This window comes from Streptomyces sp. NPDC056527 (assembly GCF_042794475.1).
GTDB lineage: Bacteria > Actinomycetota > Actinomycetes > Streptomycetales > Streptomycetaceae > Streptomyces.
Window position 1 is genome coordinate 1 of sequence record NZ_JBHTTQ010000099.1, and the last position, 20,926, is coordinate 20,926.

A 20,926-nucleotide genomic window follows, 5' to 3' on the forward strand; every position below is an offset into this window, starting at 1 on the left:
CGCGTTCGGCCTGGCGCTCCACCCGGAGACCCGCACGGTCCGTACCGGCATCGGTTCGGCCGCGCCGACCCCGATCCGCGCCAAGGAGGCCGAGGAGTACCTCAACGCCGCGCTCGAAGAGGGCGGCTTCTGGGACAACGGAAAGATCATCACCCCGTCGATCGCCAAGCAGTTCGCGGACCTCTGCTCGGGCGCCGCGAACCCGATCGACGACGTCCGTGGCACCGCGGACTACCGCCGCCACGCCGTCGGCATCATGGCCCGCCGCCACCTCGGCTGGACCTGGGAGCAGTACCGCGGCACCGGCCGCTCGCTTGAGGGAGCTGCATGACCATGCGCGTCAATTTCACCGTCAACGGTCGTCCGCAGGAAGCCGACGACGTCTGGGAGGGCGAGTCCCTCCTCTACGTTCTGCGCGAACGCCTGGGGCTTCCCGGCTCCAAGAACGCCTGCGAGCAGGGCGAGTGCGGCTCCTGCACCGTCCGACTGGACAGCGTGCCGGTCTGCTCCTGCCTCGTCGCCGCCGGCCAGGCCGAGGGCCGCGAGGTCGTCACCGTCGAGGGCCTGGCCGACCTCGCCGAGCGGCGCGAGGAGCACGGCGGGCACGGCGACCGCGACACCGGTGCCTCGCTCGACGCCGCCAGGAGGTGGGAGGCGCGCCCGTCCGGCGGCGAGCTCCGCTCGCGGGCCGGTCAGGACTCGCGGACCGGTGAGGCCGGCAGCGACCCGTCGGCACTCTCGCCGATCCAGCAGGCGTTCATCGACGCCGGCGCCGTCCAGTGCGGCTTCTGCACCCCGGGTCTCCTGGTGGCGGCCGACGAACTGCTCGAACGCCACAAGGAGCCGTCCGACCAGGACATCCGCGAGGCGCTCTCCGGCAACCTCTGCCGGTGCACGGGTTACGAGAAGATCCTGGACGCGGTCCGCCTGGCCGCGGCCCGCCGGGAACGTCAGGAAGAGGCGGTCTGATCATGGCTGGTACCACCACGGGTATCCCCACCAACGTCACGCAGGGCTCCCGGACCAAGGGCGGCATCGGCGAGTCCACGCTCCGCCCGGACGGCACCCTCAAGGTCACCGGTGAGTTCGCGTACTCCTCGGACATGTGGCACGAGGACATGCTGTGGGGCCAGATCTTGCGCTCCACCGTCGCTCATGCCGAGATCGTGTCCATCGACACCTCCGAGGCCGTGGCCATGTCGGGCGTCTACGCGGTGATGACGTACGACGACCTGCCGGCCGAGATGAAGAACTACGGCATGGAGTTCAAGGACACCCCGGTCCTGGCGCACGGCAAGGTCCGCCACCACGGTGAGCCGGTCGCCCTCGTGGCCGCCGACCACCCGGAGACCGCGCGGCGCGCCGCCGCGAAGATCAGGGTCGAGTACAAGGACCTGCCTCTCATCACCGACGAGGCCTCCGCGCTCGCTTCCGACGCCGTGCTCGTGCACGAGAACCGCGACGACCACCACGCCGGTCACGTCCCGCACCCGAACATCGTGCACCGCCAGCCGATCTTCCGCGGCGACGCGGACGAGGCCGCCAAGAAGGCCGACGTCATCGTCACGGGCGAGTACACCTTCGGCATGCAGGACCAGGCCTTCCTCGGCCCGGAGTCCGGCCTCGCGGTGCCCGCCGAGGACGGCGGTGTCGACCTGTACTGCGCCACCCAGTGGCTGCACTCGGACCTGTACCAGATCGCTCCGGTCCTCGGTCTGCCCGAGGAGAAGGTGCGGATGACGATGGCCGGTGTGGGCGGCGCGTTCGGCGGTCGCGAGGACATCTCGATGCAGATCCACGCCTGCCTGCTCGCGCTGCGCACCGGCAAGCCCGTCAAGATCGTCTACAACCGCTTCGAGTCGTTCTTCGGCCATGTGCACCGCCACCCGGCGAAGCTCTGGTACGAGCACGGGGCCACCAAGGACGGCAGGATCACGCACATGAAGTGCCGGATCGTGCTGGACGGCGGCGCCTACGCGTCGTCCACGGCCTCGGTCGTCGGCAACGCCGCGTCGCTCTCGGTCGGCCCGTACGTCATCGACGACGTCGAGATCGAGGCGGTCGGCCTCTACACGAACAACCCGCCCTGTGGCGCGATGCGCGGATTCGGCGCGGTCCAGGCGTGCTTCGCCTACGAGGCGCAGATGGACAAGCTGGCCGCGAAGCTGGGCATGGACCCGGTCGAGTTCCGCCGGCTGAACGCCATGGAGCAGGGCACGATCATGCCGACCGGCCAGGTCGTGGAGTCTCCGGCGCCGGTCGCCGAGCTGCTGCGCAGGGTCAAGGCCCGCCCGATGCCGCCGGAGCGCCAGTGGGAGGTCGCCGGTGAGGGCGCGGACGTCCGCGCGCTGCCGGGCGGCCTCTCGAACACGACACACGGCGAGGGCGTCGTCCGCGGTGTCGGCTACGCGGTCGGCGTCAAGAACGTCGGCTTCTCCGAGGGCTTCGACGACTACTCGACCGCCAAGGTGCGCATCGAGATCGTCAACGGTGAGCCCGTCGCGATGGTCCACACGGCCATGGCGGAGGTCGGCCAGGGCGGTGTCACGATCCACGCGCAGATCGTCCGTACCGAGCTGGGTGTCACGCAGGTGACCATCCACCCGGCCGACACCCAGGTCGGCTCCGCCGGTTCGACCTCCGCCGGCCGTCAGACGTACATGACGGGCGGTGCCCTCAAGAACACCTGCGAACTCGTCCGGGAGAAGGTCCTGGAGATCGGCCGCCGCAAGTTCGGCTCGTACCACCCGGCGTGGGCCACGGCCGAACTGCTCCTGGAGGGCGGCAAGGTGGTCACCGACGGAGGCGAGGTCCTCTCCACCCTCGTGGACGTCCTGGAGGACGAGGTCGTGGAGATCGAGGAGGAGTGGCGGCACCGCCCCACCGAGGCGTTCGACCTGGTCACCGGCCAGGGCAACGGTCACGTCCAGTACTCGTTCGCCGCGCACCGCGCGGTGGTGGAGGTGGACACCGAGCTCGGCCTGGTCAAGGTCGTCGAGCTGGCTTGTGCGCAGGACGTCGGCAAGGCGCTCAACCCGCTCTCCGTCGTCGGCCAGATCCAGGGTGGCACCACCCAGGGCCTGGGCGTCGCGGTGATGGAGGAGATCATCGTGGACCCGAAGACCGCGAAGGTGCGCAACCCCTCCTTCACGGACTACCTGATCCCGACGATCCTCGACACGCCGACCATCCCGGTCGACTACCTCGAGCTGGCGGACCCGAACGCGCCGTACGGGGTGCGCGGCATCGGTGAGGCCCCGACCCTGTCCGCGACCCCGGCCGTCCTCGCGGCGATCCGGAACGCCACGGGCCTGGAGCTCGACAAGACGCCGGTCCGCCCCGAGCACCTCACCGGGCTCTGACCGGCCCCCTTCCGCAGCCGGTTCCCGGGCGGCGCGTGCCGGTACGCCGCGCCGCCCATCACTTCGGTATCTGACCTTCCGTCAGAATGGAACGTGTTCTAGTCTGCCGCGCATGGGCATCGGAATCACGCAAGAGCAGCGGGAGTTGGCCCGGTCCGTGCGCGGCTGGCTCGGCCGGGCCGTACCGTCCGAGGATGTGCGGGGGCTCCTCGACGCACCGGAAGACAGCGTCACCGGACGCCCGGCCCACTGGGACGGGCTCGCCGCGCAGGGGCTCCTCGGGATCCATCTGCCCGAGGAGTACGGGGGAGGGGGCGGCGATCTCGTCGACCTGGCGGTCGTCCTGGAGGAGGGGGCGAGGGCGCTGCTCCCGGGGCCGTATCTGCCCTCCGTCCTCGCCGGCGAGATCCTGGCCCGGGCCGGACAGCGGAAGCTGACCACGGCCCTCGCCGCCGGGGAGCGCATCGGGGCCGTCGCCCTCGCGCCCGGCGGGCTGACCGCCGTCGAGACCGAGGGCGGACTGCTCCTCGACGGGGCGGCGGCGCCCGTCCTCGGCGGCTCCCAGGCCGATCTGCTGATCCTCGCCGTGAGCACGGCGCGCGGCACGGTCTGGGCCGCCGTGGACGCCGACACCCTCGCCGTACGCCCCCACCTGAGCGCGGACCCCACAAGGCCCACCGCCGAGGTCACCGCGGCCGGCGCGCTCGTGCCCGGGCACCGGATCCTGGACGTCGACCCGGCCCTCGTCACGGATCTCGCGGCCGTGCTGTACGCCGCCGACGCCTGTGGGAACGCCGCCCGCGCGCTGGAGACGGCCGCGGAGTACGCCAAGGTACGCGAGCAGTTCGGGCGGCCCATCGGACAGTTCCAGGGGGTCAAGCACCTCTGCGCCGACATGCTCGTACGGGTCGAGCAGGCCCGCGCCCTCACCTGGGACGCGGCCCGGTCCACGAGGGACGCGTCCCGCTCCCTGACCGCCGCGCTCGCCGCCGCCACCGCCCTCGACGCCGCCTACGACTGCGCCAAGGACTGCATCCAGATCCTCGGCGGCATCGGCTTCACCTGGGAGCACGACGCCCATCTCTCCCTCCGCCGGGCCCTCGTCGCCCGCCAGCTCCTCGGCTCCGGCGACACCCATCGCGCGCACGCCGTCCGGCTCGCCGCCCAGGGCACCCGGCGCGAACTCCGGCTCGAACTGCCGCCCGAGGCCGACGCGTTCCGCGCCGAGGCGCGCGCCGTGATCTCCGCCGCCGCAGGGCTCGACCCGGGCGCCGCCCGCCGCGCGCTGGCCGACACCGGCCATGCCGCCCCGCACCTGCCGCCGCCCTACGGCCTCGGCGCGGGACCTCTCCGGCAGCTCGCCGTACAGCGGGAACTGGACGCGGCGGGCGTCAGGCTCAGCGGGCTCGGGATCGCGACCTGGGTCGTCCCCTCCCTCCTCGCGTACGGGACGGCGGAGCAGCGGGAGCGCTACCTCGGTCCCACCCTGCGGGGCGAGCTGCTGTGGTGCCAGCTGTTCTCCGAGCCCGGCGCCGGGTCCGATCTCGCCTCCCTGCGCACCAGGGCGGAACGCACCGAGGACGGCGGCTGGCGGATCAACGGGCAGAAGGTGTGGACGAGCGCCGCCCAGTGGGCCGACCACGGCATCCTGCTCGCCCGGACCGACCCGGACGCCCCCAAGCACCGAGGACTCACGTACTTCCTCGTCGACATGAAGAACACCCCCGGGATCGACATCCGGCCGCTGAAGGAGATCACCGGAGACTCGCTCTTCAACGAGGTGTACTTCGACGACGTCCTGCTGCCGGCCGACGCCGTCGTCGGCGAGGTGGACGACGGCTGGAAGGTCGCCCGCAACACCCTCGGCAACGAACGCGTCCACATGGCCGACCAGGTCGCCTTCGACTCCGGCCTGGAGGCACTGATCGACCGGGCGGCCGACGCCGACAGCGCCGTACGGGTCCGGATCGGGGTGCTCGCCGCCGAGGCGCACGCGCTCGCCTGCATCGGACTGCGGACCACGATGCTCCAGGTGTCCGGCCTGGAACCGGGCGCGGGCGCCTCCGTCCGCAAGCTCGTCCAGACCGTCCACCAGCAGAAGGTCGCCGAGCTCACGCTCGAACTGCTCGGCCCCGAGGGAGCGGTACGGGAGGGCGCGGGCGAGCGGGCCGTCCACGGCCTGCTGATGTCCCGCTGCCTGACCATCGCGGGCGGCACCACGCAGGTCCAGCTCAATGTCGTCGCCGAGCGCCTGCTCGGCCTGCCGAGAGACTGAGGGGAACCGAAGATGGGGAAGGCGTACATCGTCGGCGTCGGGATGACGAAGTTCGAGAAGCCCGAGACGCGCGACTGGCAGTACTGGGACATGGCCCGCGAGGCGGGGACGGCGGCGCTCGCCGACGCGGGGGTCTCCTACGCGCAGGTGGAGCAGGTGCCCGTCGGCTACTGCTTCCAGGCGTCGACGGCCGGGCAGCGCGCCGCGTACGAACTCGGCCTGACCGGTGTTCCCGTCTACAACGTCAACAACAACTGCGCGACGGCGTCCACGGCGCTGATGATGGCCCGGCAGTTCGTGGAGGGCGGGATCTCCGACTGCGTCCTCGCCCTCGGCTTCGAGAAGATGGCGCGGGGTGCCTTGGGCGGGGGCTCGGACGGGGGTGACTTCGAGACCTCGCCGGTCGCCCGGCACTACGGCATCATGGCCGCCGCCCACGGCTTCGAGATGTCCCCGCCGACCGCGCAGATCTTCGGGAACGCGGCCCGGGAACACATGGAGCGGTACGGGACGACGGAGGTCCAGCTCGCCGCCGTCGGCGCCAAGAACCACCGGCACTCGGCGAACAACCCCAACGCCCAGTTCCAGGACGTGTACTCGGTCGAGGAGATCCTCGCGGCGAAGACGATCCACCGGCCGCTGACCAAACTGCAGTGCTCGCCGACCTCGGACGGCTCCGCGGCGGCGGTCGTGGTGTCGGAGCGGTTCGTCGTCGAACACGGGCTGCACGACAAGGCCGTCGAGATCGCGGCACAGGCCATGACCACGGACACGGGGGAGTCCTTCGAGTCGGGCTCGTGCATCGACGCGGTGGGCCGGCCGATGTCCCGCGCCGCGGCCCGCCAGGTGTACGAGCGCTCCGGTCTCGGCATCGAGGACGTGGACGTCGTCGAACTGCACGACTGCTTCTCCGTCAACGAGCTCCTGACCTACGAGGCCCTCGGCATGTGCGAGGAGGGCGCGTCCGGGAAGCTCGTCGAGTCGGGCGCGACGACCTACGGAGGGCGGTGGGTGGTGAACCCCTCGGGCGGGCTGATCTCCAAGGGCCACCCCCTGGGAGCCACCGGTCTGGCCCAGGCCGCCGAACTGGTCTGGCAGCTGCGGGGCGAGGCCGGCCCCCGCCAGGTGGACGGCGCCCGCGTCGGCCTCGCGCACAACATCGGGCTCGGCGGCGCGGCCGTCGTGACCATGCTCCGGAGGTCGTAGGACCGAATCCCGATGTACGGGGCACGGGCCGTCTGCGACCATCACAGGCATGGTCCGCACCAAGACAGTCACCGAGCAGTCCACCTCCGTACGCCCCGCCCCGCGCACCTGGCTCGTGGTACTCGCCGCGTGTGCGGGGCAGTTCCTGGTGGTGCTCGACGTGTCGGTGGTGAACGTCGCGCTGCCGTCGATGCGGGCCGACCTCGGCCTCTCGGCGACCGGACTGCAGTGGGTCCTGAGCGCGTACTCCATCGCCTTCGCCGGATTCATGCTGCTCGGCGGCCGGGCGGCCGATCTCTTCGGCCGGAAGCGCATGTTCCTGCTCGGTCTCGGGCTCTTCACCGCCGCCTCCGTCGCCGGCGGGCTCGCGCAGGAGGGCTGGCAGCTGATCGCGGCCCGCGCGGCCCAGGGTCTCGGCGCCGCCGTGCTGGCGCCGGCGACCCTCACCATCGTGACCGCCGCCGTCCCGGTCGGCCCGGCGCGCACCCGGGCCATCGGCACCTGGACGGCGGTCGGAGCGGCCGGCGGCGCGGCGGGCGGGTTCGTCGGCGGTGTGCTGGTGGACCTGCTCTCCTGGCGCTGGGTGCTCCTGATCAACGTCCCCGTCGGCGTCCTGGTCCTGGTGGGCGCCATGCTGTGGCTGACCGAGAGCCGCACCGTCGGCGGTCGTCGGCTCGACCTCCCGGGCGCCGTCCTCGTCACCGCCGGCCTGGCAGCCGTCGCGTACGGCATCGTGCAGACGGAGGACGTCGGCTGGGGCGACCCGGCCACGCTGCTCCCGCTGCTCGGCGGCCTGGCGCTCCTCGCCGTCTTCGTCGCCGTCGAGGCGCGCACGGCGGCCCCGTTGATGCCGCTGAAGGTGTTCCGCTCACGCGCTGTCGCAGCCGCCAACGTGGCGATCCTGGTGTGCGGTTCGACCTCGTTCGCCATGTGGTTCTTCATGACGGTGTACGCGCAGAACGTCCTCGGCTACACCCCGCTCCAGGCCGGTCTCGCCCTGGTGCCCAGCTCGGTCAGCGTCATCGTCGGCTCCAAGCTGGCCCCGCGTCTGATGCCGGCGGCGGGCACCCGCAACCTCGCGGTCATCGGAGCCCTCGTCGCCGCGACGGGCTTCGGCTGGCAGTCGACGATGACCGCCGACGGCACCTTCCTCACCATCATCCTGGGCCCGGGCATCCTGATGATGCTCGGCATGGGTCTGCTCACCACCCCCCTCGCCACGCTCGCCACGTCGAGCGCCGCCCCCGGTGACGCGGGCCTCGTCTCCGGCCTCGTCAACACCTCCCGCACGATGGGCGGCGCGCTGGGCCTGGCGGTCCTCTCCACCGTCGCGGCCGCGCGGACGGCCGGTGGCACGAGCCCCGAGGCGCTGACCGAGGGGTACGCCCTGGCCTTCCGTACGGCGACGGGTGTGCTGGTCGCCGCGGCGATCCTCATGCTGCTCTGGCTCCCGAGGCCGGAACCGAGGGGCTGACGGCTCAGAGCCAGCCCTGCTGCCGGGCCGCCCGTACCGCCTCCATGCGGTTGCGGGTGCCCGTCTTGCCGATGGCGGACGAGAGATAGTTCCGGACGGTCGACTCGGACAGATGCAGCGTCGTGGCGATGTCGGCGATCGTCGCGCCGTCCACGGACGCGCCCAGGGCGTCCCGTTCGCGTGTGGTCAGCGGATTCGGGCCCGCGCTCAGAGCGGCAGCGGCGAGCGCCGGGTCGATGACCGTCTCACCCCGCAGGACCTGGCGGATCGCCACCGCCAGCTCCTCCACCGGCCCGTCCTTCACCAGAAAGCCCGCCGCCCCGGCCTCCATCGCCCGGCGCAGATAGCCGGGGCGCCCGAAGGTCGTGAGGATGAGGACCCGGCAGTCGGGGACCTCGTCACGGAGATCCGCGGCCGCGTCGAGGCCGGAACGGCCCGGGAGTTCGATGTCGAGGAGAGCCACCTCGGGCCGACTGGTCAGCGCCGCGTCGACGATCTCGTCACCCCGCCCCACCTGCGCGACGACCTCGATGTCGGGCTCCATCCCGAGCAACAGCGCCAGCGCGCCCCGCATCATGCCCTGGTCCTCGGCGAGCAGAACTCTGATCATCCCGTGGTCTCCCACTCCTGCGACGCCTCGGTCTCCACGGGGAGTTCCGCGGTGACCCGGAACCCTCCGCGCGGGGCGGGTCCCGAGTCAAGGGTGCCGCCTGCGGCCGCGACCCGCTCGCGCAGGCCCTTCAGACCGCTGCCCGCGGTGGCCGCGTCACCACCGCGGCCGTTGTCGGTGACGGTCAGCCGGACCCGTTCCGGGGTACCGCCCACCTCGATCTCGCAGCGGGTCGCCCCGCTGTGCCGGAGGGCGTTCGTGGCCGACTCCCGTACGACCCAGCTCAGCAGCGCCTCCGTCCGAGGCTCCAGGGGAGGGCCGGACTGGCGGACCACCGGCTCTATCCCACCCGAGGACAGGGCGTCGCGGGCCCGGTCCAGCTCGGTGGCCAGGCTGCCCTCGCGGTAGCCCGTGACGGCCTCCCGGATCTCCGTGAGGGCCTGACGGCCGACGGACTCGATGTCGGCGACCTGCCCGAGCGCGGCGTCGATGTCGCGCGGGGCGAGCCGGCGGGCGGCCTCCGACTTCACCACGATGACCGACAGGGTGTGCCCGAGCAGGTCGTGCAGGTCCCGGGAGAACCGCAGCCGCTCCTTCTCGACGGCCGTCCTGGCCAGCTCCTCCCGGGTCGCCCGCAGCTGCCGGACGGTCTCGTCCAGGGCGAGGATCGCCGCCGTCACCATGACCGAGATGAACGTGCCGTACACCACGCCGAAGGAGTTCCAGCCGTCCCGCCAGAACGTCACCACCCCGACCGCCAGGACCAGCGGGACGGTGATCCTCCCCAGCCGCTTCCCCCGTCGCACCACCGCCCCCACCGCGAGTCCCAGAAGGGGGAAGAGGAGCAGCCACTCCCTTCCGTAGCCGATGGCCAGCGCGAAGGTGAGTGCGCCGAGGCCGGTGAGAAGTCCCCAGGTGAGCGGGGTCTCCCGGTGGCACGGGGAGAAGGCCCGGACCACGATCGCGATGTAGAGCGTGTTGAAGGTGAACAGACCGAGACCGCCGATCACCGGGTTCGGCGCGTCACCCCGAATGAGGTGGGAGAGCGCGCCCATCCCCATCAGCAGCCACGGCAGCAGGCTGAGCCCGCTCGGTCCCCGATCCGACCGCGCTCGTGCCGCCACGGTCCACCGCCGCCGGATGTCCCCCATGACCACTCCCTACACCGTCTTCGCCGAACGGCGGTACGAGACCGCCGCGTACGTGCCGAACAATGCCGTCCACACGGCGAGAACGGCCAGGGCCGCCGCGCCGGGAGCGGTGCCCTCCGTCATCGCCCGGCCGAGCTCGGAGAAGCGGTTGGTCGGGGTGTACGAGGACAGGGTGCGCAGCCAGTCGGGGAACAGCTCGACGGGGAACCAGAGTCCGCCGACGACCGCCAGGCCGAGGTTGCAGCCGACGTTCACGACACCGGTGGTCTGGGCGGTGAGCCGGTATCCGTTGCCCATGCCGAGGAGGGTGAAAGGGAGCGCACCGAGCCAGAGGGCGACGGCGACGGCGCCCCACTGCCAGGCGGCCTCCATCCGGACCCCGTTGACGAGCGCGCCCGCCAGGAGGACGGCGCCGATGGCCGGCAGCACGATCACCGATCCGGTCAGCGCTCGGCCGGTGACCACCTGGCGCGGGGTCATCGGGGTGACGCGCAACTGGCGCAGCCAGCCGAGCGACTTGTCCTCGGCGACTCCGGTGCCGACCGAGAGGGCGGCGCCGAGGGCTCCGTACGCCGCCATCCCGACCATGGAGGCGGTCCTCCACTCGGCCTCGTTCGCGCCGAGGTTGGTGAACAGCAGGTACATCAGGACCGGCATCCCGATCCCGAAGATCACGAATCCGGTGTCGCGCAGGGTGCGGCGGACTTCCAGTCTTACGTACTCGGTGATCATCGGGCCGTCTCCAGGGTGCGCCGGGTGAGGGTCAGGAAGGCGTCGTCGAGGGAGACCGCGGCGACTTCCAGGCCACGGATCGCGTCCATCGCGGCCAGCGCGCGGACCGTGGCGTCGGAGTCGTCGGTGCGCAGCAGGGCGCGGTCGCCGCGTATCTCCACGGAGGTGACGCCGGGCAGGAGCGTGAGCCCCTCGGTGGGCCCGCCGGCCAGGTCGAAGGAGACCAGGCTGCCGCCGGCCGCCCGCTTGAGCTGCTCGCTCGTGCCGTCGGCGACGACGCGACCGGAGTCGAGGACGACGATCCGGTCGGCGTGGGCGTCGGCCTCCTCCAGATAGTGCGTGGAGAACAGGACCGTGTTGCCGCGGCGGGCGTAGCCGCGCATCGACTCCCAGAACGCCTGGCGGGCCTCGACGTCGAGCGCGGCCGTCGGCTCGTCGAGGACGATCAGCTCCGGGCTTCCGGCCAGCGCGACGGCGAAGCGGACCCGCTGCACCTGTCCGCCGGAGAGCCGGTCCACGCGCCGTCCCGCCAGCTCGGTCAGCCCGGCCAGGGCCAGGGCCTCGGCGACGGGCAGGGGGGCGGGGTAGGTACGGGCGACGAAGGAGACCAGCTCGCGCACGGTGACCCGGGGGACCGGCCGCCCTTCCTGGAGCATCGCGCCGACCCGGCCGGCCTCGACGGCGCGGGCCGGCGCCCCGCCGAAGAGCGAGACCCGGCCGCCGTCGGGCTCGTCGAGACCGAGCAGCAGGGCGATCGTCGTGGACTTTCCGGCGCCGTTGCGCCCCAGCAGCGCGACGGTCTCGCCGCGGCGGACGGTCAGGTCGATGCCGTCCACGGCGGGGACGCCGCCGTATGTCTTGGTCGCGGCCTCGAAGACCACCGCGGGATCGTTCGTCATGCCTTCGAAGCTACGGATCCGGGCCCGTCCGGCGGCAGGAGTGAATGTACGGACCTCGTAGGGACAAATGTCCTGACCCTCGCGCGGGACAAGACATCTGACGTACCGTCAGACATGGCTGCCAGGGGGTTCTCAACTCATCCCCGCTCGGCTATACATGAGGATCTACCGACCTAGAACGCGTTCTAGAACGGGCGTGTACGGGACGGTCCCGCACGGCCTCGGTGCGGCCGACGGTGCGGACGGTCGCACCGAGGTCTTCCCTCTTCACGGATCCTCCGGGATCTCCAAGGAGCAGCATCCCGATGCCCATTGACGCCGCCAAGGCCGTGGCCGCCGAGCCCCGCAGCGCCGAGATCGCCTGGGACCACAAGGACATCCAGCTCTACCACCTCGGACTCGGTGCCGGCATCCCCGCCACCGACCCCGACGAGCTCCGCTACACCCTCGAATCCCGGCTGCACGTCCTGCCCAGCTTCGCCACCGTCGCCGGCGCCGGCATGGGAGTCGTCGGCGGGCTCTCCGCGCCCGGCATCGACATCAACCTCGCCTCCGTCCTGCACGGCGGCCAGACGATCACGCTCCACCGGCCCATCCCCGTCCGAGGCAGGGCCGTCACCACCTCCCGCGTCGCCGCCGTCCACGACAAGGGCAAGGCCGCCGTCCTCGTCCTGCGCTCCGAGGTCGCCGACGACGACGGCCCGCTGTGGACCAGCGACGCCCAGATCTTCGTACGGGGAGAGGGCGGCTGGGGCGGCGACCGCGGCCCCTCCGAGCGCCTCGAACTCCCCGACCGCGAGCCCGACAAGACCGTCGAGCGGGCCATCCGCCCGGACCAGGCCCTGCTCTACCGGCTCTCCGGCGACTGGAACCCGCTCCACGCCGACCCCGAGTTCGCCGAGCTCGCCGGCTTCGACCGGCCGATCCTCCACGGACTCTGCACGTACGGCATGACCCTCAAGGCGGTGGTGGACACGGTGCTCGGCGGAGACGTCGCCCGTGTCCGGTCCTACCGCACCCGTTTCGCCGGGATCGTCTTCCCCGGCGAGACCCTGCGTATCCGGATCTGGCAGGACTCTCCCGAGCCCGGCCGCGTCCAGGTGTCGGTCACGGCGGTCGAGCGCGACGACGCTCCGGTGCTCGCCGACACCCTCGTCGAGTATTCGTGATTGGAGCCCGCACCATGCGCGCAGCCGTACTGCACGAGATCGGCCAGGACAAACTGGAGGTCCTCGACGACGTCGAGGCGGTGGGCTTCGGCCCCGGCAAGGTGAGGATCCGGGTCAGGGCGACCGGACTGTGCCACTCCGACGTCTCCGCCATGAGCGGCGTGCTCCCGCAGCCCGCGCCGTTCATCCCCGGCCACGAGGGCGCCGGCGAGATCCTCGACGTCGGCGACGGCGTCACCGGGCTGAGCGAGGGGCAGCGGGTCCTGCTCTGCTGGCTGCCCGCCTGCGGGGGCTGTCCCGCCTGCAAGCGCGGCCAGACACAGCTGTGCCTGGCCGGGTTCATGAACGCCGGCACCCCCAACTTCCGCAGGCCCGGAGGGGAGGTCTTCGGTTTCGCGGGGACCGGCACGTTCACCGAGGAGGTCGTCGTCGACGCCGGCTGCGCCGTGCCGATCCCCGACGACGTGCCCTTCGACATCGCCGCCCTCATCGGCTGCGGCGTCACCACCGGGCTCGGCGCGGCGATCAACACGGCGCGGGTGCGGGCCGGTTCCTCGGTCGCCGTCATCGGCTGCGGCGGCGTCGGCATCTCGGCGATCCAGGGCGCCAAGCTCCAGGGGGCCGCGCAGATCGTCGCCGTCGACCCCGTCGAGTCCCGGCGGGAGGCGGCCCTGCGCTTCGGCGCCACCGAGGCAGTCGCGCCCGACGCGCTCGCCGACGCCAAGCAGCGGATCACCGCGGGTGAGGGCTTCGACTACGTCTTCGAGGTCGTCGGCAAGTCCGCCACCGCCCGCACCGCGTACGAGACGACCCGGCGCGGCGGCACGCTCTGCGTGGTCGGCGCGGGCGCGCTCGACGACTTCCTGCAGCTCAACATGTTCGAGCTGTTCTTCGACGAGAAGAAGATCCTGCCGTCGATGTACGGGGGCGGTGACGTGCTGCGTTCGTACGAGCGGGCCATCGCGCTCTGGCGGGCGGGACGGATCGACCTGGAGTCGCTGATCACCCACCGGGTGCCGCTCTCCGGGATCAACGAGGCGATCGAGCAGATGCGTACGGGTGTCGCGCTGCGTACCTGCATCGAGATCTGAGAGGACCACGACACATGTCACTCCCCCTTGAGGGTCTGTCCGCGATCGTCACGGGCGCCGGCCGGGGTCTCGGCCGGGCCGAGGCGCTGGAACTCGCCCGCCTGGGCGCGTCCGTCGTCGTCAACGACTACGGGCAGGCGGGGCGGGACGGCTCGGGCGACGCGTCGGCCGCGCCCGCCGAGGAGGTCGCGGCGGAGATCCGCGCGGCGGGCGGCCGGGCGGTGGCGCACCTGGGCGACGTCGCCGACTTCGAGACCGCGCGGGGCCTCGTCGACCTGGCGGTCGGCGAGTTCGGCAAGCTGGACATCCTGGTCAACAACGCGGGCATCCTGCGGGACCGGATGGTCTTCTCGATGAGCGAGGAGGAGTGGGACTCGGTGATCCGGGTCCACCTCAAGGGGCACTTCAACACCACGCACTTCGCCGCGGTGCACTGGCGGGGACGGGCCAAGGCGGGGGAGTCCGGGGTGTACGGCCGGATCGTGAACACCTCGTCGGAGGCGTTCCTCGCCGGCTCCGCCGGGCAGCCGAACTACGCCGCGGCCAAGGGCGGGATCGTCGGGCTGACGACGTCGACGGCGTTGGCGCTGGCGAAGTACGGCGTCACGGCGAACGCGATCTGCCCGCGGGCGCGGACCCGGATGACCGAGGACGTCTTCGCGGGCTTCGCGGAGCCGGCTGCCGGGGAGCTGGACGCGCTGGCGCCGGAGCACGTGGCGCCGCTGGTCGGCTACCTGGCCTCGCCGGCGGCGGCGTCGGTCAACGGCCAGCTGCTGGTGGTGCACGGCGGGATGGTCGCGATCGTGGACCGCCCGAGGGTGTCGGCCAAGTTCGACACGTCGAAGGACGCGTTCACGTACGAGGAGCTGGACGGGCTGCTCTCCCCGCACTACGCGGGCCGCCCGTCGGGCGAGACGTTCGCGGCGGCGGAGGTCCTGGGGCTGAAGAAGGGCTGACGAGGTGGGGGATCCCCCACCCCACCCGACCGGGGGCGCGGCCCCGAACCCCCGGCGGGCCGCCCGGCGCCGCCGTGCGTTTCGGGGGCGGGAACGGGAACGGGAACGGGAACGGCCCCGGGGGAGACCCCGGGGCCGTTCGTCGTCACCTCGGCAGCGGCGGTCCGGGCGGGGAGATCGTCCCCGGAGGCCGGGCGCCGTGCCGTCGTTACTGCTCCGCGTCGCGGCGGTGGCGGCCGTGCGGGGAGGAGGTGGACTCCTCCGACGGCGCCGCCTCGCCGCGGTGCTTTCCGGAGCCGTTCGGCTCCGTCCCGTCCGTACGTGCTTCCGACATGGTGGAACTCACCCCGTAATGATCGCTGTTGTCGTGCGGCCGAGAGTCTAACCAGCGGCTTTACGGTCGGCGAGCGGTGCCTGCTGGAGCGGGACGGGGCGGCAGACCGGCGGCTCCACCGTGACCTCGACCCGCGCCGGTTCCGGGTCCGGCGGGACCTCGAGGCCGGCGAGTCCGCAGGGCGTCTCCTCCGTCGCGAACGGGAGGCGCAGCACGCCCTCCGCCGTCCAGAGCCCCGACCCGGCCAGCCACCCCGCGGGGGCCGCCAGTTGGTGCATCCGGCGATCGGCCGGGCGCCACATCCCGACCCAGCTCCCCGCCGCCGCGTCGATCCGCAGCGCGACCGAGCAGGTCTCCGGCAGCAGCACCTGCCCCGGCTGCACCGCGAACGGGGTCAACGCCGCGTCGTCCAGCCGCAGACAGTCGGGGAAACGAATCGGCAGCAGACTGCCGAGGACACCCCACCCGAGCCGTTCGTGCCCCGGTGACGGCGCGTCCGAGCGGATCAGCAGCAGCCCGCTGTCCGGGTCGGCCATCAGCAGCCGGTCCTGGCTCTCCTCGGTGATCTGGAGCAGCGGCGTCACCTCCCCGCCCCGTTCCAGGTCGACCGCCACCGCCTTGACCGGGCCGTCGGCCAGTCGCCGGTCGAGGGCGAGCATCCGGCCCGTACGGTCCAGCCAGACCCCGCCGGAGCAGCGGCCCTCGACTTCGGCGACCTGCTCGGGCCCGAAGGCACCGCCCGCCACCAGCCAGATCGTGGTGGAGTCCGCCCCGACGCACATCGCGTACGCGCAGATGCCGTTCGGCGAGGGCGGCAGCAGCGTGAGATCGGCGGACTCCACGGCCCCCAGGGACAGTTCCCCCGTCCCCGGTCCCGTCGGGTACAGCAGCGAGAACGTGTGGCGGTCGCCGTCCACCCGACGGCCGGTCAGCACCCGTCCGTCCGCCAGCGGCAGCAGCTGCGTGTGGCGCTCCTCGGGCTGGTCGAGCGGAAGGGGTACGGCGTACGGCTCCGGTCCGTCCAGGGTCCAACGCTCCGCGTACAGGGCGTCCCCGGTGCCGGCGAGCCGTGCCGCGTACGCCCCGTTGGCCGTGATCGTGAACCTCGACGGCCACACCGCGCCGCCGTCCCCCGCCGCCGTCTCGATGGCACAGGCTGTCATCGTCTCGTCACCTCCGGCCACCGAAGCTAGTTTTCGCACTTCCTGCCGAACAACACGAGCTCGGTCACTTCACACATAAGGGTGGCCGTGAATCGATTCTGCTGAGGGGAGGGGGGTGGTTGTGCTGAAGAGAAGGGTGGGGCATAAGGTAAGGCGACCCTAAGTGGAGTCTGGGACTCCGGGTGCGGGCCGGGTAGGGGACCCGTTCCGTGACCGATCCCGAGCCGCCGTCCTCGTACCCGTACAGGAGAATCCTTCATGTCCCTCCGCCGCCGCGGCACCGCCGCAGCCCTCGCCCTCGCCGCCGCGCTCTCCCTCGCGGCATGCGGAAGCGACGAGGGCGCATCGGGCGCCACCTCGGAAAAGAAGGAAGGCGCCGCCAAGAAGGACGTCGCCACGGGCGGCAAGGACTTCGGCGACGCGGCGGCCAAGACCGCGGCCATGGGGACGGACGCCGAGGCCGGCAAGTTCCCGCGCACCCTCACCCACGCGCTCGGCAAGACCGAGATCAAGTCCGCTCCCAAGCGGGTCGTCGTCCTCGACGTCGGCGAGCTCGACAACGTCGTCTCGCTCGGGATCCAGCCCGTCGGATACGCCCCCGCCGAGGGAGACGATGGCATCCCCACGTATCTGAAGAAGGACGCCGGCGCCCCCAAGTCCGTCGGCACCATCAACAACCTCAACCTCGAGGCGATCGCCAATCTGGAGCCCGACCTGATCCTCGGCAGCCAGCTGCGCGCCGCGGACAAGTACGACGAGCTCTCGAAGATCGCCCCCACCGTCTTCTCCATCCGCCCCGGCTTCACCTGGAAGGAGAACTACCTCCTCAACGCCGCGGCCCTGGACAAGACCGCCGACGCCAGGACGAAGCTCGCCGCCTACGAGACCAAGGCGAAGCAGCTGGGCGTGGACATCGGCCCGAACAAGCCGACCATCTCCATGGTCCGCTACCTTCCGGGCAAGATCCGCCTCTACGCCAAGGCGTCCTTCATCGGCACGATCCTCGAGGACGCGGGCCTGCCCCGGCCCGCGAACCAGCAGATCGACGACCTCGCCGCCGAGATCAGCCCCGAGAAGATCGACCAGGCCGACGCCGACTGGATCTTCACCGGCGTCTACGGCGACCCGAAGGCCACCAAGCGCGACACCGCCCAGGCCAACCCGCTGTGGAAGAACCTCAAGGCGGTCGAGGCCGGCCAGGCCAAGGACGTCCCGGACGAGACCTGGTACCTCGGCCTCGGTGTCACCGCGGCCGACAGCGTCCTCGCCGACCTGCGCGCCGACCTGGTGAAGTAGGCCGCGGACCCCTGGCGCCGACCGACGGCGCCAGGGCTCCACTCGGTGACGAGCACCGCGACCCTCGATCGAGCAACCCCGGCGGCGGCCCGCCACCTCCGCGAGAGCCGCGCCGGTTCAGGCGCACAAGGCGGCCAGGTAGCCTTTCCTCCGTGCCCCGTCTGTCTGAAGTCATCGCCGCGCTCGACGCTCTCTGGCCGCCCGAGCGGGCCGAGGAGTGGGACGCCGTCGGCACGGTCTGCGGCGACCCCGACGCCGAGGTGACCCGTGTCCTGTTCGCCGTGGACCCGGTCCAGGAGATCGCCGACGAGGCGATCGCGCTGGGCGCCGACCTGATCGTCACCCACCACCCGCTCTATCTGCGCGGCACCACGACGGTCGCGGCCTCCCACTTCAAGGGCCGTGTCGTGCACACGCTGATCAAGCACGACGTCGCCCTGCACGTCGCGCACACCAACGCCGACACCGCCGACCCGGGGGTGTCCGACGCCCTCGCCGGCGCCCTGGACCTGCGGATCACCGGCCCCCTGGTCCCCGAGACCAACCTCGGCCGGATCTGCGAACTGGACCACCCCGAGACGCTGGCCGAGTTCGCGGCCCGCGCCGCGAAGCGGCTGCCCGCCACGGCGCAGGGGATCCGGGTCGCCGGAGACCCGGGCCTGACCGTCCGCCGGGTCGCGGTCAGCGGCGGCTCCGGCGACGGCCTCTTCGACGCCGTCCGGGCCGCCGGTGTGGACGCCTTCCTCACCGCCGACCTGCGCCACCACCCGGTCTCCGAAGCCACCCAGCGCGCGCCGATCGGCCTGATCGACGCCGCCCACTGGGCCACCGAATGGCCCTGGTGCGAGCAGGCCGCCGCCCAGCTCGACGAGATCTCCGACCGCCACGGCTGGGACCTGCGCGTCCACGTCTCGAAGACGGTCACCGACCCCTGGTCCGCCCACCTCGTCCCCGCCGCCGCCCTTCCAGAGAGCGCTTCGCGCGCCCCTTCTGACCACAACTCCCCTGGAGCCCCCAACTGAACGCCGCGCCCGCCGACCAGATCCGACTCCTCGACGTCCAGGCCCTGGACGTCCGTCTCCAGCAGCTCGCCCACAAGCGCAAGTCCCTGCCCGAGCACGCCGAGATCGAGTCGCTGAACAAGGACCTCACGCAGCTGCGCGACCTGCTCGTCGCCGCGCAGACCGAGGAGAGCGACTGCGCCCGCGAGCAGACCAAGGCCGAGCAGGACGTCGACCAGGTGCGCCAGCGCGCCGTCCGGGACCAGCAGCGGCTGGACTCCGGCGCCGTCTCCTCCCCGAAGGACCTGGAGAGCCTCCAGCGCGAGATCACCTCGCTCGCCAAGCGCCAGGGCGACCTGGAGGACATCGTCCTCGAAGTCATGGAGCGCCGTGAGTCCGCCACCGAGCGGGTCGCCGAGCTGACCGAGCGGGCCTCCGCCGTGCAGGCCAAGGCCGACGACGCGACCGCCCGCCGTGACGCGGCGCAGGCCCAGCTGGACGGCGAGTCGGCGTCCGTCGGCAAGGAGCGCGAGCTGGTGGCCGGCTCCGTCCCGGCCGACCTGCTGAAGCTCTACGAGAAGCTGCGCGAGCAGCAGGGCGGTGTCGGCGCGGCGCGGCTGTACCAGCGCAAGTGCGAGGGCTGCCACATCGAGCTGAACATCACCGAGCTCAACGAGGTCCGGGCGGCCGCCGCGGACACGGTGGTGCGGTGCGAGAACTGCCGTCGGATCCTGGTCCGCACGTCGGAGTCCGGCCTGTAATGACGGCCATCACGGAAGTCGTCGTCGAAGCCGACGGAGGTTCCCGGGGCAACCCGGGGCCGGCCGGGTACGGGGCGGTGGTCCTGGACCCGGTGACCGGCGAGACGCTCGCCGAGCGGGCCGAGTACATCGGCGTCGCGACGAACAACGTCGCCGAGTACAAGGGCCTGGTGGCCGGTCTGAAGGCGGCGCGTGAGCTGTTCCCGGAGGCCAAGGTCCACGTCCGGATGGACTCCAAGCTGGTCGTCGAGCAGATGTCCGGCCGCTGGAAGATCAAGCACCCGGACATGAAGCCGCTGGCGGCGGAGGCGGCACGGATCTTCCCCGCGCGCCAGGTCCGTTACGAGTGGATCCCGCGGGAGAAGAACAAGCACGCGGACCGCCTCGCCAACGAGGCGATGGACGCGGGCAAGCGCGGCAAGCAGTGGGAGCCCTCGGCCTCCTCGGCCGCCCTGGAGGCGTCGGCGGCGCGCAACGCGGCGCGCGGCGCGGCGACGGCGCCCTCGGGCCCTCCCGGCGACGCGACGGCCGGCGCGGCCCGCGCGAGGGCGGCGCTCTCGGGAGCGGGTACGGCCTCCGGTGCGGGTGTCCCGGCCGACGACGGCCTCTTCGCCGCCGACGAGACCATCGCGGCCCAGGCCCGCGCCTCGCTGGCGTCGGCCGCCACGGCCGAGCGCGAGTCCGCGCGGAGCGGTGACTTCGAGGCCGAGGCCGGTGTCCTCGGGCACGAGCCCAAGCCCGCCGCGTCCGGGGCCGACGGCACGGCCGCGCGCACCGGCGGCGCCGCAGCGCCCGGTTGGGGGGCGCCCGACATGGGAGCCCCCGCCACGTTCGTCCTGCTCCGGCACGGGGAGACCGCGCTCACGCCCGAGAAGCGGTTCTCGGGGAGCGGGGGCACCGACCCCGAGCTGTCCGCCGCCGGGCTGCGGCAGGCCGAGGCCGTCGCCGCCGCGCTCGCCGCGCGCGGGACGATCCAGGAGATCGTCAGCTCGCCGCTCAAGCGCTGCCGTCAGACCGCGGAGGCCGTCGCCGCGCGCCTCGGCCTCGACGCGCGCATCGAGGACGGGCTGCGCGAGACCGACTTCGGCGCCTGGGAGGGGCTGACCTTCGCCGAGGTGCGGGAGCGGTACGCCGACGACCTCGACGCCTGGCTCGCCTCGCCCAAGGCCGCCCCGACCGGCGGCGGCGAGAGCTTCGCGACCGTCGCGCGGCGCGTCTCCGCGACCCGGGACAGGTTGACCGCCGCGTACGCCGGCCGCACCGTCCTGCTCGTCACGCACGTCACTCCCATCAAGACCCTGGTGCGGCTGGCCCTCGGCGCCCCGCCGGAGTCCCTGTTCCGGATGGAGCTCTCGGCGGCCTCGCTGTCGGCGGTGGCGTACTACGCGGACGGCAACGCCTCCGTACGACTCCTGAACGACACCTCGCACCTGAGGTGAACCGCGA

General features: G+C 72.4%; 18 protein-coding genes and 1 pseudogene. 13 read left to right on the forward strand and 6 right to left on the reverse strand.

The features are described 5' to 3' along the window. The 6 genes and pseudogenes from ACFQ7Q_RS31080 to ACFQ7Q_RS31105 all read left to right on the forward strand — a co-directional run. Positions 1-331: pseudogene (locus tag ACFQ7Q_RS31080) on the forward strand (xanthine dehydrogenase family protein subunit M); the annotation flags it as partial. 2 nt (positions 332-333) lie between these two features. Further along, a complete protein-coding gene (locus tag ACFQ7Q_RS31085) occupies positions 334-969 on the forward strand; it encodes a (2Fe-2S)-binding protein (protein ID WP_383560939.1) in 636 nt (211 codons plus the stop codon). Positions 970-971: 2 nt separating this feature from the next. After that, entirely contained in the window at positions 972-3,362 is a 2,391-nt protein-coding gene (locus ACFQ7Q_RS31090; RefSeq protein WP_383560941.1) for a xanthine dehydrogenase family protein molybdopterin-binding subunit, read from the forward strand. Between the two features lie 112 nt (positions 3,363-3,474). Continuing rightward, positions 3,475-5,637, forward strand: coding sequence for an acyl-CoA dehydrogenase (locus ACFQ7Q_RS31095; RefSeq protein WP_383560943.1), 2,163 nt, complete (start codon positions 3,475-3,477; stop codon positions 5,635-5,637). A 12-nt stretch (positions 5,638-5,649) separates the two neighbouring features. Then, a complete protein-coding gene (locus tag ACFQ7Q_RS31100) occupies positions 5,650-6,843 on the forward strand; it encodes a lipid-transfer protein (RefSeq protein WP_383560945.1) in 1,194 nt (397 codons plus the stop codon). A gap of 49 nt (positions 6,844-6,892) precedes the next feature. Then, complete coding sequence (locus tag ACFQ7Q_RS31105) at positions 6,893-8,317, forward strand: MFS transporter (RefSeq protein WP_383560947.1); 1,425 nt, start codon at positions 6,893-6,895, stop codon at positions 8,315-8,317. 4 nt (positions 8,318-8,321) lie between these two features. Here the strand turns inward: ACFQ7Q_RS31105 and ACFQ7Q_RS31110 are convergent, their stop codons facing one another. The 4 genes from ACFQ7Q_RS31110 to ACFQ7Q_RS31125 are packed head-to-tail and all read right to left on the reverse strand — an operon-like array spanning position 8,322 to position 11,709. After that, positions 8,322-8,927, reverse strand: a complete 606-nt coding sequence (locus ACFQ7Q_RS31110) for a response regulator (protein WP_383560949.1) — start codon at positions 8,925-8,927, stop codon at positions 8,322-8,324. Then, positions 8,924-10,078: a sensor histidine kinase gene (locus ACFQ7Q_RS31115; protein ID WP_383560951.1), complete on the reverse strand. Its 1,155-nt coding sequence runs from the start codon at positions 10,076-10,078 to the stop codon at positions 8,924-8,926. The genes ACFQ7Q_RS31110 and ACFQ7Q_RS31115 overlap by 4 nt, the downstream gene beginning before the upstream one ends. 9 nt (positions 10,079-10,087) lie before the next feature. Next, positions 10,088-10,810: an ABC transporter permease gene (locus ACFQ7Q_RS31120; protein ID WP_383560953.1), complete on the reverse strand. Its 723-nt coding sequence runs from the start codon at positions 10,808-10,810 to the stop codon at positions 10,088-10,090. Continuing rightward, positions 10,807-11,709, reverse strand: a complete 903-nt coding sequence (locus ACFQ7Q_RS31125) for an ABC transporter ATP-binding protein (protein WP_383560955.1) — start codon at positions 11,707-11,709, stop codon at positions 10,807-10,809. Before ACFQ7Q_RS31125 ends, ACFQ7Q_RS31120 begins: the two co-directional genes overlap by 4 nt. Before the next feature lie 305 nt (positions 11,710-12,014). On the opposite strand from ACFQ7Q_RS31125, the gene ACFQ7Q_RS31130 reads away from it, so the two are divergent. From ACFQ7Q_RS31130 to ACFQ7Q_RS31140, 3 genes are read left to right on the forward strand one after another with little or no spacing between them, the layout of a single operon-like run. Continuing rightward, the gene (locus tag ACFQ7Q_RS31130; RefSeq protein WP_383560957.1) at positions 12,015-12,878 is read left to right on the forward strand and encodes a MaoC/PaaZ C-terminal domain-containing protein; all 864 of its coding nucleotides are present in this window, start codon (positions 12,015-12,017) and stop codon (positions 12,876-12,878) included. A gap of 14 nt (positions 12,879-12,892) precedes the next feature. Next, the gene (locus tag ACFQ7Q_RS31135; RefSeq protein WP_383560959.1) at positions 12,893-13,969 is read left to right on the forward strand and encodes a Zn-dependent alcohol dehydrogenase; all 1,077 of its coding nucleotides are present in this window, start codon (positions 12,893-12,895) and stop codon (positions 13,967-13,969) included. A gap of 14 nt (positions 13,970-13,983) precedes the next feature. Then, a complete protein-coding gene (locus ACFQ7Q_RS31140; RefSeq protein WP_383560961.1) occupies positions 13,984-14,925 on the forward strand; it encodes a 3-oxoacyl-ACP reductase in 942 nt (313 codons plus the stop codon). A gap of 208 nt (positions 14,926-15,133) precedes the next feature. Here ACFQ7Q_RS31140 and ACFQ7Q_RS31145 read toward each other — a convergent pair whose 3' ends face one another. Next, complete coding sequence (locus tag ACFQ7Q_RS31145) at positions 15,134-15,259, reverse strand: hypothetical protein (protein WP_383560963.1); 126 nt, start codon at positions 15,257-15,259, stop codon at positions 15,134-15,136. 47 nt (positions 15,260-15,306) lie between these two features. Continuing rightward, positions 15,307-16,422 (reverse strand): hypothetical protein, encoded by a 1,116-nt coding sequence (locus ACFQ7Q_RS31150; RefSeq protein WP_383560965.1) that lies wholly within the window; start codon positions 16,420-16,422, stop codon positions 15,307-15,309. A gap of 258 nt (positions 16,423-16,680) precedes the next feature. Between ACFQ7Q_RS31150 and ACFQ7Q_RS31155 the strand changes: the two genes are divergently transcribed. The 4 genes from ACFQ7Q_RS31155 (at position 16,681) to ACFQ7Q_RS31170 (ending at position 20,919) form a co-directional block, all read left to right on the forward strand. Then, entirely contained in the window at positions 16,681-17,718 is a 1,038-nt protein-coding gene (locus ACFQ7Q_RS31155; protein WP_383560967.1) for an ABC transporter substrate-binding protein, read from the forward strand. Between the two features lie 152 nt (positions 17,719-17,870). After that, on the forward strand, positions 17,871-18,740 hold the full coding sequence (locus ACFQ7Q_RS31160; protein WP_383560969.1) for a Nif3-like dinuclear metal center hexameric protein: 870 nt from the start codon (positions 17,871-17,873) through the stop codon (positions 18,738-18,740). Next, positions 18,737-19,480, forward strand: a complete 744-nt coding sequence (locus ACFQ7Q_RS31165) for a zinc ribbon domain-containing protein (protein ID WP_383560982.1) — start codon at positions 18,737-18,739, stop codon at positions 19,478-19,480. The genes ACFQ7Q_RS31160 and ACFQ7Q_RS31165 overlap by 4 nt, the downstream gene beginning before the upstream one ends. A gap of 8 nt (positions 19,481-19,488) precedes the next feature. Continuing rightward, complete coding sequence (locus ACFQ7Q_RS31170) at positions 19,489-20,919, forward strand: bifunctional RNase H/acid phosphatase (protein WP_383560984.1); 1,431 nt, start codon at positions 19,489-19,491, stop codon at positions 20,917-20,919. Positions 20,920-20,926 lie beyond the last annotated feature (7 nt).

Coding starts and splice junctions, on each gene's coding strand:
- ACFQ7Q_RS31085 (WP_383560939.1), top strand. CDS start 334: ATGCGCGTCAATTTCACCGTCAACGGTCGTCCGCAGGAAGCCGACGAC.
- ACFQ7Q_RS31090 (WP_383560941.1), top strand. CDS start 972: ATGGCTGGTACCACCACGGGTATCCCCACCAACGTCACGCAGGGCTCC.
- ACFQ7Q_RS31095 (WP_383560943.1), top strand. CDS start 3,475: ATGGGCATCGGAATCACGCAAGAGCAGCGGGAGTTGGCCCGGTCCGTG.
- ACFQ7Q_RS31100 (WP_383560945.1), top strand. CDS start 5,650: ATGGGGAAGGCGTACATCGTCGGCGTCGGGATGACGAAGTTCGAGAAG.
- ACFQ7Q_RS31105 (WP_383560947.1), top strand. CDS start 6,893: ATGGTCCGCACCAAGACAGTCACCGAGCAGTCCACCTCCGTACGCCCC.
- ACFQ7Q_RS31110 (WP_383560949.1), bottom strand. CDS start 8,927: ATGATCAGAGTTCTGCTCGCCGAGGACCAGGGCATGATGCGGGGCGCG.
- ACFQ7Q_RS31115 (WP_383560951.1), bottom strand. CDS start 10,078: ATGGGGGACATCCGGCGGCGGTGGACCGTGGCGGCACGAGCGCGGTCG.
- ACFQ7Q_RS31120 (WP_383560953.1), bottom strand. CDS start 10,810: ATGATCACCGAGTACGTAAGACTGGAAGTCCGCCGCACCCTGCGCGAC.
- ACFQ7Q_RS31125 (WP_383560955.1), bottom strand. CDS start 11,709: ATGACGAACGATCCCGCGGTGGTCTTCGAGGCCGCGACCAAGACATAC.
- ACFQ7Q_RS31130 (WP_383560957.1), top strand. CDS start 12,015: ATGCCCATTGACGCCGCCAAGGCCGTGGCCGCCGAGCCCCGCAGCGCC.
- ACFQ7Q_RS31135 (WP_383560959.1), top strand. CDS start 12,893: ATGCGCGCAGCCGTACTGCACGAGATCGGCCAGGACAAACTGGAGGTC.
- ACFQ7Q_RS31140 (WP_383560961.1), top strand. CDS start 13,984: ATGTCACTCCCCCTTGAGGGTCTGTCCGCGATCGTCACGGGCGCCGGC.
- ACFQ7Q_RS31145 (WP_383560963.1), bottom strand. CDS start 15,259: ATGTCGGAAGCACGTACGGACGGGACGGAGCCGAACGGCTCCGGAAAG.
- ACFQ7Q_RS31150 (WP_383560965.1), bottom strand. CDS start 16,422: ATGACAGCCTGTGCCATCGAGACGGCGGCGGGGGACGGCGGCGCGGTG.
- ACFQ7Q_RS31155 (WP_383560967.1), top strand. CDS start 16,681: ATGTCCCTCCGCCGCCGCGGCACCGCCGCAGCCCTCGCCCTCGCCGCC.